Source organism: Alteromonas sp. ABE4_545 (assembly GCF_056161325.1).
Genome location: NZ_JBSWYY010000016.1, coordinates 26,822 through 45,823, shown reverse-complemented (window position 1 = coordinate 45,823; position 19,002 = coordinate 26,822). Strand labels below are relative to the sequence as shown.

The 19,002-nt window shown below is 48.3% G+C and carries 12 protein-coding genes; 1 reads left to right on the top strand and 11 read right to left on the bottom strand.

Annotation, left to right across the window (positions count from 1 at the left end; all coding sequences use genetic code 11):
• Positions 1-34: 34 nt before the first annotated feature.
• The 11 genes from ACXAH6_RS14130 to rpsP form a co-directional block, all read right to left on the bottom strand.
• Positions 35-2,962, bottom strand: a complete 2,928-nt coding sequence (locus ACXAH6_RS14130; RefSeq protein WP_474877822.1) for a glycoside hydrolase family 31 protein — start codon at positions 2,960-2,962, stop codon at positions 35-37.
• 37 nt (positions 2,963-2,999) lie between these two features.
• A complete protein-coding gene (locus ACXAH6_RS14125) occupies positions 3,000-4,706 on the bottom strand; it encodes a DUF5597 domain-containing protein (protein WP_474877821.1) in 1,707 nt (568 codons plus the stop codon).
• 67 nt (positions 4,707-4,773) lie between these two features.
• On the bottom strand, positions 4,774-7,644 hold the full coding sequence (locus ACXAH6_RS14120) for a TonB-dependent receptor (RefSeq protein ID WP_474877819.1): 2,871 nt from the start codon (positions 7,642-7,644) through the stop codon (positions 4,774-4,776).
• A 75-nt stretch (positions 7,645-7,719) separates the two neighbouring features.
• Positions 7,720-10,140 carry a glycoside hydrolase family 95 protein gene (locus tag ACXAH6_RS14115; RefSeq protein WP_474877817.1) on the bottom strand — a complete coding sequence of 807 codons (2,421 nt, stop codon included), beginning with the start codon at positions 10,138-10,140 and terminating at the stop codon, positions 7,720-7,722.
• A gap of 290 nt (positions 10,141-10,430) precedes the next feature.
• On the bottom strand, positions 10,431-12,029 hold the full coding sequence (locus tag ACXAH6_RS14110) for a family 43 glycosylhydrolase (RefSeq protein WP_474877815.1): 1,599 nt from the start codon (positions 12,027-12,029) through the stop codon (positions 10,431-10,433).
• 23 nt (positions 12,030-12,052) lie between these two features.
• On the bottom strand, positions 12,053-13,312 hold the full coding sequence (locus tag ACXAH6_RS14105) for a glycoside hydrolase family 5 protein (RefSeq protein WP_474877814.1): 1,260 nt from the start codon (positions 13,310-13,312) through the stop codon (positions 12,053-12,055).
• Between the two features lie 9 nt (positions 13,313-13,321).
• Positions 13,322-14,953, bottom strand: a complete 1,632-nt coding sequence (locus ACXAH6_RS14100) for a glycoside hydrolase family 43 protein (RefSeq protein ID WP_474877812.1) — start codon at positions 14,951-14,953, stop codon at positions 13,322-13,324.
• 190 nt (positions 14,954-15,143) lie between these two features.
• A complete protein-coding gene (gene rplS, locus ACXAH6_RS14095) occupies positions 15,144-15,503 on the bottom strand; it encodes a 50S ribosomal protein L19 (protein WP_474877901.1) in 360 nt (119 codons plus the stop codon).
• Positions 15,504-15,521: 18 nt separating this feature from the next.
• Positions 15,522-16,283: a tRNA (guanosine(37)-N1)-methyltransferase TrmD gene (gene trmD, locus ACXAH6_RS14090; RefSeq protein WP_474877900.1), complete on the bottom strand. Its 762-nt coding sequence runs from the start codon at positions 16,281-16,283 to the stop codon at positions 15,522-15,524.
• Entirely contained in the window at positions 16,283-16,804 is a 522-nt protein-coding gene (rimM, locus tag ACXAH6_RS14085) for a ribosome maturation factor RimM (protein WP_474877810.1), read from the bottom strand. Before rimM ends, trmD begins: the two co-directional genes overlap by 1 nt.
• Before the next feature lie 26 nt (positions 16,805-16,830).
• Positions 16,831-17,082 (bottom strand): 30S ribosomal protein S16, encoded by a 252-nt coding sequence (gene rpsP / locus ACXAH6_RS14080; RefSeq protein ID WP_474877808.1) that lies wholly within the window; start codon positions 17,080-17,082, stop codon positions 16,831-16,833.
• Between the two features lie 167 nt (positions 17,083-17,249).
• Here rpsP and ACXAH6_RS14075 point away from each other — a divergent pair, with 167 nt between their 5' ends.
• Positions 17,250-18,986: an ABC transporter transmembrane domain-containing protein gene (locus ACXAH6_RS14075; RefSeq protein WP_474877806.1), complete on the top strand. Its 1,737-nt coding sequence runs from the start codon at positions 17,250-17,252 to the stop codon at positions 18,984-18,986.
• The last annotated feature ends 16 nt before the right edge of the window (positions 18,987-19,002 follow it).

Below are 19,002 nucleotides of genomic sequence, written 5' to 3'. Positions count from 1 at the left end.
CGTACCCATGCAAGTACGCACCGTCACTATCGCCTTATAGTTGCACTGTGATAGGTTGTCCGCTGAATGTCACAGATGTGGCCCCTTCAACACTAAAGTCATCCGCACCATCTTGTTTGCCATCAATAATACGAATGCGGTATTCACGAGACTTAACCAGTTCTGGGAACTCACCTTCTCTCGCTGCAAATTCGACGGTTCTTGCGTCATCATTCCATGTAATGGACGTCACACTGAACTCCCCTTTTTCATAGTCATACGACTTACCGTCATCTTGATAAAGGCGATATTGCCCATCTTTACCGGCGTAAATAGTCAGCAAAATGGGAGCGTCGGGTTGCTCATAAACCGTTTGGATAGCCGCACTTGTGGGGATAATTGCCCCTGCACGAACGAATAACGGCATACGAGTCAGTGGTGCTGCTGCATCTATCGTTTGCCCACCTTGATGTTTCTCGCCAGTGTAGAAGTTGTACCAGGTTTCACCTTGTGGCAAATAAACATCGCGTGAAGTAGCGCCGGGTTCATAAACAGGGCTAACCAAAATCGACGGGCCAAACAAATACTCATCGTTAAGGTTAATGGCGGTTTGATCGTCTGGAAAGTCCATCACCAAACCTCGCATCAAGGTACCGTCTTCGTGATACTGTTTACCTGCTTCACTGTAAATATAAGGCAACAAGCGATAACGCAAGCGTGTGTAATACACCATCGCGTTGTAAACATCAGACCCTTCGTCGGCAATATTGTAAATTTCGCGATAAGGGTTTTGGCCATGAGACCGGAACAGAGGTACAAACGCGCCAAACTGGAACCAACGTAAATTCAGTTCTTGCCAAGGCTGAATATCTTCCTCATTCAGGCCAGAAAAATGCCCTACTGCGCCTTGCTCGGTCCAGCGATATTTGTCTTCTGGGGTAAAGCCACCAATATCCATGGTCCAGTTCGGCATACCCGCTAAGCTCGCGCCCAATCCTGCGGCAATTTGCTCTTTCAAATTTGACCAGCGTGGCACCGTATCGCCACTCCAAATTGCTGCGCCTGTACGTTGAATACCGCCAAACCCAGACCGCGTTAAAATAAACGCGCGCTTTTCAGGGTCGGTTTCGCGCTCTCCTTTGTAAACCCCTTCCGCATTTGGTAATGCATAGGAGTTAAAGTACTCTGTCGCATGACCAATCGACAATGGCGACATGTTCACTTTGCGCTTGGTAAAAGACAAATTAGAGTGAATATCAGGCTCTGAGGCGTCTAACCACCAGGCATCAATACCCAGCACGTTAAGATTATCGCGAAGTTGGCGCCAAAAAATCGCTTGCGATTCTTGAGGGTACGGGTCGTAAAATCCGTTGAGGTACCCTTTGCCTATCCAGTCTTTGTTTTTCTCAACCAATACATTGTGGTTGAGCATATACCCTTTGGCATCTAACTCTTTGTAGTTGTCAGTGGTAGAGTAAAACTTTGGCCACACTGAAATCATAATATTGGCGTTCATGGCATGAACGTCATCAATCATTTTCTTCGGGTCAGGAAAATGCGTTTTGTCGAACTTATGACTTCCCCACGCGTCTTCAGGCCAGTACGACCAATCCAACACAATATTATCGAGGGGGATTTCTCGCTTGCGGTATTCTTTCACCACATCAACGAGCTCTTGCTGATTGGTATAACGCTCGCGGCTTTGCCAAAAACCATAAGCCCATTTAGGCAATAACACTGCATCGCCGGTTAACTCTCGATACCCACTGATCACGTCGTCGTAGTCAGTACCCACAACCACGTAGTAATCTATGGCTTTGCCACTCTCTGAAGCCAACGACACAGAGTATCGCTCACTTTCGGGAAGTGGTGGAACGTGTTCCAATTTGAAGTAGCCACCTTGAGAGTCCCAATCAATCTCGATAGGTACAGGTTCATTCGCTACGAAGGTATATTTCGTGTCGTGATACCACGGGTTCCAGTTCATTCGCCAACGGTCGAGCAACAACTCACCGTTAATACGCAATTTGGCATAACCACTGGAATACATTTTCAGCACCTGTTCACCGCTTACGTTAGACTGAAGGCTTCCTTTCCACACCACTCGGGGTTGCGACACCTCTCCCAATGCTTCTGGGAATGGCACTTCACGGGTGTTGTTGTTATCTAAGAACTGATAGTCAGGGTCGGCTTCAACTTGCTTGTGTAATAGCGTATCGCCGTCGTAATAATAAGCGGTTAACCCACCTGGATTGCCGTTTTCATCTAACAAGGTAAAGCCATCACTGAGTGACAAAGGAGCGGTTGGGTTACCCAGAAAAGTCTGCGACGCATTGTCCCACAAAATTCCGTAGTGCTTGTCTGACACCAGCATTGGGATGGTAATTTCTAAATTATGGGTGGTCATAAACAAATGCTCACCGGCGTAATTCATTTGTCCATTTTGGTGCTGTCCCAAGCCAAAAATGCCTTCTTGGCTGCCTTTATTCCATTGTTGCCTCAAAGCAAAACTGTTTTCGTCGCCCCCGACAGGGTCAGCGGTTACTGCTGAAAACTCCCCGCCATTAACAGGGGTTAATACCGCTTCACCTTGCGCGTTGTACACGGTTACCGCCCCTGACTTAACATTAATTTTCGCGCTGCCGTTAGTGGTGGTTAGCGTGACTATATCGCCCGTTTGGGCAACGTCTACTTGCCCTGTAGGCTCGGCAACCACTTGTACACTTTCTGGTAATGTCGACAAGTCTTGATGGGGCAAACTGGTAACGCGAAATATCCCATCTCGATATGCCTGAACACGTACGAGTTTAGCTTGGCCTGTAGTAGGCTTAACCACCACGCCGTGAGGAATTTGTTTCACTTGTTCACTCGTAATTTGTGATTGTGCGCTTTGCGACGTAGGGGCTTGTTCACACCCTGCCAGACCTAGCGCGAGAGAAATCGCAACGGCAAGACTGCCCATGTGTTTACGCTGAATATTCATGTTTCCGATACTCCATTCTGAAAAAAATAAAATTAGGTTAAAGCGCGTAAGTCGCCATGCGTACTTTGAGCACGTGAGGCCGAGAGGTAAAATTGAGCCCCCAATCGGTTTGATCCCCATTCCAAACTCGTTCAAACACCCAGGTTTGACCGTCGAAATGGCCTTCCTCTACCCGCTCTATCATTGTGTGCTTACCGGTTAACTCTGCCGACGCAGATAAAGTGACTCGCGCTCGGTAAGCGGTGATTAGAAACTCGTTATCGCTGAGTTTAATAATGGCTGCACCGCCAGACGCTGGGTGATTCCCCGTGGGCGGATTTATCCAAAACATTTCTCTGCCATAGGTGACTTCTACATCCCATAAGCCCAAATCCGCGTGTTGGGTGTATAGTGAGGCGTCGGTTTTTGCTTCGGAGGTGGTGCCCTTTGCATTCCACACATCACCACTCGACTGACTGTCGTGAGGTTCGGCAAACCCCCACACTGGATGCGAAAAAGACAAGGCTGCCCATGCTTCCTGCATAGGGGCAAATAAGGCGTAATTCTCTGCAAAGGGCGCGATGACCTCATCGTTAACCGTTTTCGCACCAAGGGGGTAATTGGCATAGTCGGTGTAATCCATGCCGAATGGCGCAAAACCAATTCCTTGTTCGCCAAGCATGCTAAAGAAGTATCTCGCATAGGGCTGATCATTCCCTATTTCGGCTACAAACAGGGGGTTGTCCTCTCGGCTATATAGCTCAAGCACTTTGGTAACGGTTTTGTGATCGCGAAAGTAAATATCAGGAGAGATCATGTCGATGTGCGGCGCAGCAATTTTCCACACGTCGATCACATTGTCTGTCGGACCGCCCATTGAATAGCCGTCACCAGGGTTGAACGGGTTACGCAGTGCAACATTCACATTCATAGGTAAGTCTTTCACTGCTTTTCCCGCAGCGGCAATGTCGTCGACATAGCGCCCTATGTGCCAAGCATGAAAATATTCATCAGCTTGCGCGCCAAACACATCGCGCCAGGTTCCTGCTGGCAACGACATCGCAGACTGCAATGTGTCAGGCACAGGCTGTTCAAACAGCGCCTGAGCTTTGGCAGAAAAGTCCCGTTTACTGCCATAGGTACCCACTTCATTCTGTACTTGTACCATGATCACCTGATGCGTTGGGTCTGCATCACGTAGGTATGTCATCAGGCGAACGAACGCTTTTTTATCTGCAGCTAGGGTTTGTTCACCATGCGGAGACAAGGAATTTAGGGTTTTCCCCTCTTTGGTCACAACCCGAGGAAAGCGCTGATTATCTAATTTAACCCACGCTGGCGCATAATGTGGTGCGTTGTTTTTCCACGTGGCAAACCACAACAGCACCAATTTCACATCATGGGCTTTGGCTTGTGCAATTAATGTATCTAAATAACTAAAATCAAACTGGCCTTCTTCCGGCTCAATTTGCTCCCATGCTACGGGTATTCCAAGGGTATTGGCCTGCATTTTTTCTACCACAGGCCAAACATCTTTTAACGCATGGGGATAATTGGCAGAATTATTTGTTTGCGCTGCCAGCAACATAAATGGCTTACCATCAACCTGAAACTGATGACGCCCCTGCTCGGTAATGACCCGTGGCAGAGGGTGTGAAACTGACTGAACTCCCGTTTCTGCGGTGCTCGAAGATGGACTTGTACAACCGATGGAAAAACAAGTCACAACAACAAAAAATAACAAACGTGTTGGTTGAAAATGCACGATAACCCCACTTTGAAAAACAAATTTTCGATTGAGGCCGCAGTATTATCACCGCGGCCAATAACGCTTAGAAATTGCCGCGAAGCGACAACGCATAACGCACATCATTCACGTGATAAGCCCCATAATGATTACCGGGACCGTTCTGCTTCATAATGTTTTTGGTGACTGTGTCGGCCAAGTTATTGGCTTCTAGCACAACCGAGAAGTTATCGTTGATGCGGTAAGACACCGACCCATCCAAATAACCGGCTGGCGCATTGAACAAAGGCAAAGCCCATGAGCTGTCGTCAGCTTGATAGCCGTTTGCTCGGGTCGACATTAAGAATTCGTCACGCCAGTTATACGCTAAGCGCAGCGACCAATCGTTTTTCTCATACATAGCAACAATGTTGTACGAGCGCTTAGACAGACCTTGGTAAGGCATAGTGCCGTAGGTGGAATAGTCGGTATCTCGTGGCTCTGCATCGCTGCCAAGTTCCGTACTACTGTCGATATAGGTGTAGTTGGCTTGAATACCAAACCCGTCAAATGGCGCGGGTAAATCGGTGAAAAAGTGGTTTAAGCTCAGTTCTAACCCTCTAATATCCGCACTGCCTGAACTCACTGGCCATGTGGCGTTATAAGTATAGCCGCCATACTCTACTTCACTGAGTTGATACACCTGATAACCGTCAATGTCTTTACTGAATAACGCGGCATACATTGAGTTTGCTTCGTCGTAGTACCATTCAAGTGACACGTCGAGTTGAATCGAGGTCATCGGCTCAAGGTAAGGGTTAGTGTCGGCACTAAGCGTCAGGTCGTAGTCATCCGCGGTCAACTGTTCACCGGCCTCTTGTTTAGACTGGCTCGACTCTTTTACTCCCGCATTCAGCGTTAAATTCGCGCCCATCGCGCTGAAGTCAGGCCGTGCCATGGCTTTTGATGCAGCAAAACGCAAGAGTAACTCTTCGGTAAGCTCCATTTTAAAGTTAAAGCTCGGCAATATTTCGCTGTAGGAGTTTTCGGCGTTTAAGTCTTCGTAAGCGCCGTTGCCAAACAAATCAACATAGGGATATTGCAAGTGACCGTGCGCAACGTTTTTGGTATGCACATAACGTACACCAAAGTTACCCGAGGCAAATTTGCCGCCGAGTTCTAGCTCGTAGTCAGCCATCAAATATACTGCTGTGCTTTTCTCTGTCTGATTGTTTTGCCATTGGTCATCGGCCAGATCGCGCTGACTCCAAACCGCCCAACTCGACCAATCGGCATAAGTAAACTTGTCTTGTAACTCCTGAAAACTATTTGGGTAACCACTGGCAAAAGACACGTCGGGCGCATAAACGTTTGCCGGAGAAGGCACTTGACCGCCAAAGAAGTTATTAAAAGAATTGAGGTGCAACTCTGATTCATCTGGGGTGATATTTTCGTAGCCTTCAACAATGGCACTTTGTAGCCAACTCACCGCTAATGGGCTCCAGTTATACCCACTGTCTGCGTTGTTAGCTTTAGATTCACTATAACGGCCGCCAAACCGAACACTTGGGATCATATCAACTGCGGTAAAACGGGTGGCATTAAACTCCAACGCGGTCATGTCGGCTTTGCGGTCATATTGATTGTCCATGGCAAAGTTCCACACATAGTTTGCCGCTGTCGCCAAATAATCCGCGTCAGATGAAATGGTTGGTAAACTACCGGTGAGATCCACATCGATATAGGGCACGCGAATCTCTGTGGCAACGGTAGAATCTAACCCCACTGAGGTAGACTCTACACGCTGAACCGATGCTTCCACAGACCACTTGTCAGATGTCCAGCGGTAGCGCAGTGCAAAATCTTCTGTTTTGGCATTTTGCTTGGATACCCGCACATCAGACCCCATGGGAATCCCCCCGTCCTGATACAAGCGGCCAGTTTCGAGCACGTTGTCTTCGCCAAATACAGAATCTGCACTGGCCTGAACTGCGTACGGGTCATTGCCGACGAAAATCGCATCTTCATTCCATTTCATGTCATAGTCGCTGACAAAATACGTAAACGTGAACTCATGAGCCTCGGAGGGCGCCCATTGCAATGCAACATAACCACCGGTGCGTTCGCGATTAAAGTACATGGTGCGCCAGTCTGCGCCTCGGGGAACATACACGGTTTCACCTTCATGGCCTTCAATATCGTCGCGATAGAAAAACGGTCGAACATACATAGAGTCATTGCGGGTTGATAGCTCTGACTGGGCAATATCAAACAACACGCCAAAACGGCCTTTGTCGGTGTCCCAATTATTTGAATACAGTGCAGAAAAAGCCGGTTTCACCTCTTCGATCAAATCTCCGTAATTGGCGGTGAGAGTAAACGCCATCTTTTGACCGTCTTCTTGCAAGGGTAAGCGCGTTTCCAAATCGATGGTGCCACCAATGCCGCCTTCAATTTGATCAGCCGAAGGACTTTTGTAAACGTTAACAGCACTCAATAATTCGGGTGGCACATCGCCAAAACTCAACGTACGCCCGCCATTTGCACTGAACGTACTGCGCCCGTTCAACTCACTGCGGATCTGGGTTAAACCACGCACAATAACGCCGTTCCCTTCCACCGAGAAATGCTCCGGATCGCCCTGCGTCATATAACGGTCAATCGCCACGCCCGCTACGCGTTGTAGGGTTTCGGTTACACTGCGATCGGGTAATGCACCAATGTCGTCAGCACTGATACCGTCCATAATTTTGTCAGAGGCAAATTTGGTTTCTTTGGCCGAAATCACACTAGACCTTAGCCCTTTCACCTCAATAACTTCGGTGTCGTCGGTTTCTTGTTCTTTGGTTGTCGACTCTTGTGCAAATGACAAGGTGCTGTGTGCTAACAAGCCCAGTGCCCCCATTACACAGCACGACGTTTTTGTGCGCTTAAATAATTGACTCTTGTTGTGCGCGACTAACATGGATTTCATCATGGTCTCCCAATCACTTAGTTGAGTAAACAGACTGTTCCAGTGCAGTCTGTTGTGTGCATATGCGCAGTACTTTTACTACTCGACCGACGCGTTTTTTCGTTTAGGCGTAATTCGATAAGACTGGTTTGCAGCCAGATGCAACAGCAATCGATTGGCTTGCTGCTTGGGAAACACCTGCTGCCCAGCGCTATCGGTTACGTCATAAACGCCAGTCTCAGGAAAACCAATACTGACTACCTGTGACCGTTTAGAATTAAGTGTGAGCAGGCTCAGTTGATGACGTTGCCACGCAATGTCTACCTCAATGTCGCCGTGTGCCTTCAGCCCTGAAATACGCCCATTGGCCCAGTCTGAAGGCAATGCGGGCAATACATCCATAGCGCCCTGACGGCTTTGTAATAGCATTTCCGTCATGCCCGCTGTGGCACCAAAATTTCCATCAATTTGAAAAGGGGGATGACTGTCCCACAAGTTCTCTAAGGTGCTGTGTTGCAATTGCTCTATCAGCAGTTTGTTAGCCCTATCGCCATTGTGTAACCGAGCCCAAAAGTTAACTTTCCACGCCTTACTCCACCCAGTGCCGCCATCGCCTCGTGCATTGAGGGTGACTGCAGCCGCTTTTGCTAACTCGGGTGTACTGGCTGGTGAGATGCGGTTGTCAGGATGCAAAGCAAAAAGGTGAGAAACGTGTCTATGTGCCGATGAGGGGTCATCCAGGTCCGCTTGCCATTCTTGTAATTGCCCCCACTTGCCTACTCGAAGCCCCTTATCCATGCGCGCGAGGGCTTGTGACAAGGCCTCTGCTTCCGGTTCAAACCCCAACTGTTTTGCGGCGGCATAAGTATCGCGGAACAACGCATACACGATTTGCTGAGACATTGCGGCGCCTTCAGTAAAATCGCCGTGTTCTGGAGAATAGGAAGGGCTAACCATTAACGTGCCGGTATCAGGCTTTTGAACCAAGGTAGCCAGCCAGAATTGAGCGGCCCCCCACATGACGGGCCACGCGCGCTCACGAAGAAAATGGGTATCTAGGGTGTACAGGTAATGCTGATAAAAATGCCACGCTAACCAGGCGCCGCCCTCGGGTTGCCAAAAAGCAGTAGGCCAAGAGATAAGCCCAGTAAAGCCCCAAATATTGGTGTTCAGCAACACGGTCCAACCGGGCGCATTAAACAGGGCTTTTGCCGTGTGCTGCCCCGGCTGCTGAAGGGCAGTAACAAAATCAAATAACGGCTCTGCGGTTTCACTCAAATTGGTGCTTTCCGCCAACCAGTAGTTCATTTGCAAATTAATGTTAACGTGATAGTCGGCACTCCAAGGTGCCTGTTCATATTGGTTCCACACCCCTTGTAAGTTAGCAGGCAGAGTTCCTGGGCGAGATGAGGCAATTAACAGGTAACGACCGTATTGATAGTAAATCTGGCTTAAGGCCAGCCGCTGCTGCCTTGTTGCCGTGTTGTTCTTTACTCGCGATAATAAATCGTCGGTTGTTAACTCCGGTGCGTTTGGCGTTAAACACAAGGCTACCCGAGAAAACAATGCGTTATGATCGGCTAGATGAGCAGAACGCAATGCGTCATAACCCAGCGCTTTCGCTTGGCCTATTGTCTGTAACAAGGTTTTGTGGGGGTGTACGGTGCGGTAATCAGGGTAACGGTTAACGTAATTAGTCCCCGCCGCCACGTAAATATCAACCTGCTTAGCGTGAGATATTGCCCAACCGCCCGCTTGCTTCTCACTTTTACCCCCAACAACCGATACCGACATTTGCAGTTCGTAAGCCAGATCATTGTCGTTCAGAGCGCCAGACGTTACTAAGGTATCCTGCTCCCAACGTCGGTTTTGGGTCCGGTTTTGGGGTAGTTCGGGAAACAGTGAAAACGTTAGTCCTTGTTCACCTGTGGCGGTATAACGCATTACCAATACGTTATGCGGGTAGCTGACAAAATACTCACGTGTGTAGTGTGTGCCACTGGCCTGATAATTTACCCCCGCAATTCCTGAGTTGAGAGCTAGATCACGGCGATAATCAGACACCTCAGCGTGGGCAGCACCATCGCTCGGCTCAGAGTGATGGGTGATCACAATATCAGCCATAGATTGGTAACTACCGTATCCAACAGGATCACGGCCTAATTGTGCCGCAACAGCCTCCGGTGTGAGCTTTCCTTCTTTGGACAATTGGGCTTGAGTTTCTCTTAATGCATTTTGGTAATCGGTTACATTAACAGGCAAGCCAAAATCATACCCTTCTCGACTGCCCGGCCCGCCGGTCCAGAGTGTTTTTTCTGCGAGGTTGATTCGATCTTCTGTTATTCCTCCTAATATGGTTGCCCCCATATAACCATTGCCAATGGGTAAGCTATGTGATTCCCAGTCTGTACCGGGTTCATCGTACCAGAGGCTCGGGTTAATACATGATGCATTCACCTCGTTTCCCGATGCATGGCAATGCATACCTAACACAAACAACGACATCGAGAGTGCAGACATGCACTGTTTCCATGAGCTTGCCAAGCGACAAGTGGAAACGTTTACACCGTGAGACGAATAACAAGCAACCATGGAAAAACAGTATTAGAAATAACGAATAAACGGATGGTAACTGTCACAATTTCGTTAATCAAACGTTAACAACCAAAGTAACAGTTTTGTTAAAAGTGAAATGAAAAAACGCAACAATTAAACGTTAGAAGGGCATAAATAAAAGCTCAACAACACTCCAAATGCCCTCAAAAGCACGACAGTTTCTACTCTTAAATAACGGCTTTATCGATTTACGCTTACAGCGCACGATAAGTAAAATTGGTCAGTGTTGCGGTACCGCTACCTGCGCAAAACAGTCCTATTCGCAGACTGAGAAAACCACCAAATACATTGTGATGTATACCTGACACTTCCATTCGCGTGGGATGAGTACGCCAGGATTTACCGTCGTCAAAAGAATATTGATAGGTAATAACATGGTGATCATTGATCAGACGTAAACGCAATGTCGCTGTATTAGTGGTAACCCGCGCCCACGGGTGCTCTTCGGCGTACTGATAGGTTTTTATGTCAGCAGCGGTAGCACCTAAGCCCACAAACGCTTTATGGTTATAAAAGAGTAATAGACCGGCTTCTGCGCCCCCAACAAGTTCAATCGTCACCTCAGCCTGATATGCCCTGTCGACTGGTGCACATGTAATTGGTGCGCTATCTGCTGGAGAGGTGCCGGAGGCAGAAAATCGCAAAGCGTTGTTTTGATAAACCACTCGCTTCATCTCATCGTTACTGGGGCGATGAAAAGCCCACTGTAAACCAAACTTGTTGTGGCTAAAATCATCAGACAACTCAGCCCCTGCACGCTGATTTTGCACGGGTATTGGCATGGGTAACGGGCTAGACAAGTCTTTGCCTTTGGCTACAAACCAACCGTCTTCTGTCCACTCAATCGGTTCAAGTAAAGTTTGACGCCCCAAGGTTCGATACCCGTTTTCATAGCCGTGATAAACCATCCACCAGTCGCCCTGAGGCCCTTCAACCAAGGTTGCATGACCTTTTGACCACCAAGGTTCGTCCTCAGATAAGGTTCTGACTAACGGGTTATGTGGGCAATGCTCCCACGGCCCGTGAATTGAGCGAGAACGCGCAGCTATAACCATATGCCCAGTTACTGGCCCTGCGGTTCCCCCCACCGCGGTCACTAAATAAAACCATCCATTACGACGCAGTAATTTGGGCCCTTCTGGCGCGAAGTTTTCTGTGATCCAATGCTCTGGATACTGCCACGGTGAATAGGCTTGAACTAGCTCACCGTCGGTCGCCAGCCCGTCATCGGTCAGGCGAATCTTGCGAATACCGTTAACAAAAAGGTAGCGCTTGCCATCTTCCCCCACTGCGTGACCGGGGTCGATACACCCAGGAATATTTAGGTCGATAGGGTCGCTCCACTTGCCAGCGGGGTCATCAGCCCAAATCACATAAGTTGACCAAGGCTTGCCAGCCGGTGCCGCCGGAATATAAACATAATATTTGTCGCCGTGTTTACACAAATCCAGCGCCCAAACAGTACCAATATTTTTGTGTAGTGCTGGACCAATAGGGAGCCAATTAACAAGATCAGTAGAATGCCAAATAACAATGCCGGGATAAGCGTCAAACGACGAAAACGTCATGTAGTAGTCGTTGCCATCTTTGAGAATAGTTGGGTCGGGATGATCACCCGGTACAATGGGGTTTTGAAAATACCCATTGTTTAAGTCTGCACGACGCTGCCCTTCAACGCCTTTTCCCCACTTTATTTCTTCCCGATGACAAGCCTTTGCTTTCGCAACAAAAGGCAATGCCGTGGTACTCGCCGCGCCGACCAAACCCGCTTTTAACAAATTTCTTCTGTTCATCAAGATTCACCGCTCTACTTAATTTATTGGGTCGCGCCTAACACCAATGCATCTATAGTTTCTTGATCGGCAACCGTTAAATCGTTGCGATTGAACAACCCCGACGCAAAATTCCCTGTTCCTCCGTTATCCCAATAAAAAGGCACCAACCCATAAGCGGTCGCTTGCTGCGTAACATAACGATGGTAATAGGCGCGAGAAGCGAGATGTTGTTGTAAGCTTTCACCGCTGAGTTGCCCGGTTCGACGGGTTGCACAGTACTCACCTAAAATCACAGGAATGCCTTGGTCGACAAATTGGCTTTTCATCAGCCCGAAAAAACGATCTACGGTTTCTTCTTCACCCCAGATTGCGTTGCGTTCAGAGTCTTGTGTTGAATGGAATGCGCTTCCCCAATAGAAAAATTGCTGCCCCCAGTCTTCATCTTGCTCCATCAGCGCAAATTGGTAAGGAGTGTAATAATGCACCTCCATCATTAAGCGCTTCTCTACACTGTCGACAGGCATGGTTTGCCATAGTTGATTGGTTAATTCGATATCTGTTTTTGGCCCTTGAACAAGTAAAACGCGATAGGCATTCTTACCGCCCGTTGACCTAACGGTGTCGACAAAAGTTTGATGATACGAGAGCAACACAGCTTGTTGCGATGCGGTTTCTACGTGAGGCTCATTAGCACTAGCAAAGATAACATGCTCATCAAACTCACGTAGTAAGGTAGCAATTTGCTGCCAATAGGCTTTTTGTTTCGCATTTACAGCGGCTTGTGCTTGCTCAGAAATATTGCTTTCCAGCCACCCTCCGTCCCAATGAATATTTACGATTACGTAAAGGTCGGCGTCGACGATAAACTGCACCACTTCTCTGACGCGAGCTAACCAATCTGGGTCGATTTCAGCAGTAGTTTGATCAGCGTATTGGTCCCAAGCTACGGGCAATCTAATTGCATTGAAGCCACTGTCTTTCACTAATTGAATTAACCCTTGGCTTACTTCCGGGTTACCCCAAGCGGTTTCTCCTCCTGACGCCTCCATCGTATTACCCATGTTCCATCCCAGAGTGATGTTAGCGGCTAATTGTTGAGCATTGCTGTTCATTCCGTTTGCGTCATCGGGTAGTGGACTCACATTGTAATTTGGGTAACTAACACCCTGATTTTGACTGCTTCCCCCTGTGCTAACAGTTTGGTTGGAGGGCGGAGCTTGTGTACTGCCACCACTCCCTCCGCACCCATGTAAGAACAGAGTGACCATCGCGACCCCAATTATTTTTTCAAACCGAGCCATAACAATTCCTTATTCTTTATGCCCTTGGTACTCAAACGCCCGATACACCGCAGGGGCTAAAGACGCTTGACCATTCCCCGTTGCATACATCCCCACATAAGTGCCAGTAAAGCCACCGATGGTTTCAGAGCTAATATAACGGGCACTCACCGCGTCTATTATTTTTTCAACTTCGCCTTGCCGATAACCAAAGATAAATCGGTCTTTTTGTGCGCTCACTGTCAAGGTCACCGCACCGGCAGTCAGAGGATAGCGGCCTGAACGATACGTAATATCGCCAAATTGAAATGCCACTTGCACATAGCGCTGCCCTTGTTCACTTTTAACGTAGACATCGAAATGCGTACCATTATTGAGTAAAGACAGCCCTGCTTGTTCATTGCTGGCTTGAGGTGAAAAGTCGAGCTCTACACTGGCAGTAAAATCCAGTGCTTGCAGACGTCGCCCCACAAAGGCCACACCTTTTTGATGCGGATCACCTAACGTATGTTGGCTACCCATTAACGTAAGTGTGCGTTGATGGGTGTCTTGTGAAAACAACGCGTGATTGGGTAACTGAACGTAATTCCACGACAAGCCGAGAGGCTGCGAAAAATCAACCAGCGATGAGTCAGTCGCCAATGGCATTAACGGCAAAGTGCTTACACGCATGTCCGGCGTTATCGTGCCGTTGCCGTTAACCTGAGGCCACCCGAATTGCGGCCATGAAACCGGTGCTAAGCAGGTTTCTCTTCCTAAAGTGTGGTGTACCCCTCCAGGCACTACTGAACGATAGCCGTGAAACACTATCCACCATGAACCATCGTTAGCCTGCACCATATCGCCGTGCCCTAACCCTTGTAGAGGATTTTGCTGACCGGCGCGATTCACATGCGTAACGATGGGGTTTGCCGGATTACTGTAATATGGGCCGGTTATTTGGTGACTACGGGCAATTGTAATGGAATGGGCTTCTTCAGTGCCGCCTTCTGCAGCGAGTAAATAATACCAGCCGTCTTTTTTATAGATGTGAGGGCCTTCAGCGTAGCGTCCGCCTGTGGTTGCCCAAATGGGGCCATGTGCAGCGATCACTTCGCCAGTTTGAGGGTTTATTTGGTACAGATGAAATTCTGAGTTTACCACGTAAACACGACCATCTTGGTCGAAGAATAAGTCGGGATCAATGCCCGGTATGGGCAACCATATTGGTGTAGACCAGGGGCCTGCTGGGTCAGTCGCCGTCATGATAAAATTCCCGCCGTAACCCACATTGGTGGTAATAATATAAAACACCCCGTCGTGGTAGCGCAGCGTGACAGCAAAGATATTCACTCCATCAGGCATTTGCTCAGGCGACGCGATCACATGGCCTACTTGCTCCCAATTAACTAAATCACGGCTGCGAAAAATGGGTATAGCGGGAAAATACTCGAACGTACTCGAAACTAAGTAAAAATACTCTCCCACTTTCACCACACTGGGATCGGAGTAGAACCCAGGCAGTACAGGGTTTTGATAGGTAACGGGTAAGGTGGAATCTATCGGAGCTGTAAATGGGTTTATCGCAAGAGGCTTAGGCGCAGGTAACGCAGTAGCCCCACTCTGTATTCCTATGCTCAATAATAACCCAATGAAAATACGTTGTAGGAAAGAGGTACACACGTTGCCACCCAACTCGCTGCTGATGTTAAAAAATTGTCAGCAAAGATAGCACTGGTCGAATTTACACCACCATTATCAAAATACGTATTACCGTTATGAGATCGGCTAGCAGACAGAAAAATCAGGCATAAAAAAACCCGCAACAAGTGCGGGTTTTTCAGAGTTAACAATAACGCAAGGATTAGTAATCTTAGTTAAGCTTCTCTTTGATACGTGCAGATTTACCTGAACGCTCACGTAGATAGTAAAGCTTAGCACGACGAACTGCACCGCGACGTTTAACTTCGATAGAAGAAACCGCCGGGCTGTGTGTTTGGAACACACGCTCTACGCCTTCGCCGCTAGAAATTTTACGAACGGTAAAAGACGAGTGAAGACCACGGTTACGCTTAGCGATAACAACACCTTCATATGCCTGAAGACGCTCTTTGTCACCTTCAGTTACGCGAACTTTAACAATTACTGTGTCACCTGGGCCAAATGCAGGAACATCAGATTTAAGCTGCGCTTCTTCAATTTTCTTGATGATATCTTGACTGACTTTGCTCATCATATCCTCTCATCCTAGTTAACTGTCATCTTGCTGCAACGACGCCTGAAATACTTCTAGCAAGCGTTGCTGCTCCTCAGTCAGAGCTAGGTCGTTTAATAACTCCGGACGACGCAACCAAGTTCTACCTAAAGATTGTTGCATTCGCCACTGTCTGATTTTTTCGTGATCACCACTCAACAACACGCTGGGAACCGCTTTACCATCAAGTACTTCTGGGCGTGTATAGTGTGGGCAATCTAACAAACCATCGGTGAAAGAGTCTTCCACTGCCGACGCTTGATGACCGAGTACACCCGGAACCAAACGCGACACGGCGTCCATCAACACCATGGCGGGTAGTTCACCACCACTGAGCACGTAATCACCAATTGACCATTCTTCGTCAACGTGTGATTCGATAACACGCTCGTCAATACCTTCATAGCGACCACATATCAGAATTAATCTGTCATGCTGAGCAAGCGATGAAACGCCACTCTGGTCCAGCTTTTTCCCTTGTGGGGAGAGGTAAATCACTTTACTGCTTTCGCCACCCGCCTGTTTGGCTGCGGCAATTGCGTCTGTTAATGGCTTCACCATCATTAACATCCCAGGACCTCCGCCGTAAGGGCGGTCGTCAACCGTTCGATGACGGTCATGGGTAAAGTCTCTTGGGTTAAACAAGTCGACGCTCAATTTACCTGATTTAACTGCTCGCCCTATCACACCTTGTTGGGTGAAAGGAGCAAACATCTCAGGAAACAAACTGATGATGCCGAACCATTTTTCCACGGCGATTAAAACCCTGGATCCCAGTCAACTGTTATGACTTGCTCTGCCTTATCAACCGATTGAACGACGTTGTCTAATTCAAAGGGCAATAATCTTTCTTTTTGACCAAAAGCGTCTTTCCCACGAGCCTTAACGAGCAGTACATCGTTAGCCCCTGTGTTAAACACTTCTTTCACCACACCCAAGTCGTAACCTTGCGTAGTTACTACTTTCATGCCGGTGAGCTCTCGCCAGTAAAACTCATCTTCGCCCAATTCAGGCAGTTGCTCAGACTGAATAGTGATATCCAAGTTTTTGATGCGCTCGGCATCATCTCGGCTATCAATACCTACCAGCTTTGCAACGATGGCTTTACCATGCGGTCGCCACTGATCAACCTGGTACTCTTTCTCGTCACTCAGTAACCACGGAGCGTAATCAAAAATACCGGTTTGTGTGTCGGTATAGCTGTTGATCTTGACCCAACCTTTCACACCGTAAGGTGCACCAATTTTGCCAACAACCAAGGTGTCAGACGCTTGACTCATCTATACCTCTTTCACAATGCAGCAACTTATGCAGCTGCTTTTTTAGCTTCTTTAACCAAAGTAGAAACGCGCTCTGACAAGCTCGCGCCAACACCTACCCAGTATTCAACACGATCAAGATCTAAACGAAGACGTTCAGCTTGACCTTGTGCAGTAGGGTTGAAGAAACCAACGTTTTCGATGAAACGTCCGTTTCTTGCGCGGCTGCTGTCAGCCACAACTACTTGATAAAATGGACGCTTTTTGGCGCCGCCACGCTGTAAACGAATAGTAACCATAAATGCCTCAAACTCGTTGTAGCGTTACCGTTAACTCACTTTCTCAGCCGACGAATATTTCGCCACACTGGGAAAGGCCGCGGAATTATACGTATCTGCCGCATAATTGCAAGGCAAATCATGAATTTTGCTATACTCCCGCGCAATTCAACGCAAGGTACAATAATGTGACTGTAAAAACGCGAGATGTATTGGTTTGGTTGGGGTTACTGCTAAAACCCTATCGCTTAAAAGTAGTGGGCGCGATTGTGGCGCTGTTTGTTGCCGCAGGAACCTGGTTGGGGCTTGGTCAGGCCCTGAAAATGGGCGTAGATAACAGTATTGCCAATCAAACCCTCGACGCTATTAATCACGCCGCTCTCATTGTGTTAGCACTCAGTGCTGTGGCTTGCATAGCAACATATGTGCGTTTTTATTTAATGACGTGGTTGGGCGAGCGCGTTACCGCCGACATTCGTACTCAGGTATATCAGCATTTACTCACCTTGCCTCCGGCGTTTTTCGCAAAAACGCGAACTGGTGAAGTGATTTCTCGTTTTACTAACGACACTGGCGTTATTCAATCGGTAATAGGCATGGGGCTGTCTATGGCTATTCGTTCCACGGTTACATTTATCGGCGCGCTAATATTAATGTTAATCAGTAGCCCTATGCTCACGGGCTGTGTACTGCTAGCCGTGCCTGTGATTCTGGTGCCTTTGCGTGTTATTGCACCCAAAGTGCGCCGTTACGCCCGCTTAAGCCAAGATAAAATTGCCGACTTAGGGGCGCAAATAGACGAAACACTACATGAAATTCACGTGGTACAAGCATTTACTGCTGAACAACGAGAAAACGCTTTTTTCAGCCGCCGTATCTACGCCTCTTTAGCGGCAGCAGCCAAACGTATCCATTATCGCTCGTTACTGATTATGGTGATCATGCTGGTCAGCTTGGTTGCCATTATCACCATCGCTTGGATAGGCGCCCGACAAGTGCACTATGGCTCGCTGTCTGTTGGCGAACTCACCGCATTCTTATTTTATGCTGTTATGGCTGGCAGTAGTATTGCTACGGTAAGTGAAGTAATTGGCGAAGTGCAACGCGGTGTCGGCGCAAGCGAACGCTTGCTTGAACTGCTCGGTACGTCGAACCCACTCGAAGACGGCGCAACCGCGTCGATTCCCGCACCACTTCCGCCACAGATACAATTTGACCACGTCGAGTTTGGTTATGACAACCACCCTGCACTCTTTAGCGACTTTACGCTCTCTATATCTAGCGGCGAGTGTGTTGCTCTCGTGGGCGCGAGCGGCGCTGGCAAATCCACACTGTTTCAATTACTCAGCCGCTTTTACGACGTACAACAAGGCCGTATTCTGATCAACCAAACGCCGATTAATACCCTGAGTTTACGCGCGCTTCGACAACTGATTGCCACAGTTCCACAAGAACCGGTAATTTTCGCCACTAGCGTGCTTGAGAATATTCGTTATGGGCGTGAAGACGCCACAGAAGAAGAAGTGATCAAAGCCGCTACAGACGCCTATGCCATCGACTTCATTCAGGAGCTACCCGACGGTTTGCAAACCCAATTAGGTGAACGCGGCGTGAATTTATCCGGAGGCCAGCGCCAACGTATTGCCATCGCCCGAGCCTTGTTGGCAGACCGCCCTATTTTATTACTCGACGAAGCCACAAGTGCATTAGATGCAGTGAGTGAACACAAAGTACAGCAAGCACTCGACGTGTTAATGCAAGGTCGCACCACATTAGTGATCGCCCATCGATTAGCTACCGTAAAACACGCCGACAGAATTGTAGTGATGGAAAATGGACGCCTTGTTGCGGCCGGAAATCACGAAAGTTTGCTGAAAAGCGACACAGTGTACAAGGAGTACGCCGAGCTGCAGTTGCTAAGCTGAGCGCCGTGTGATGCCA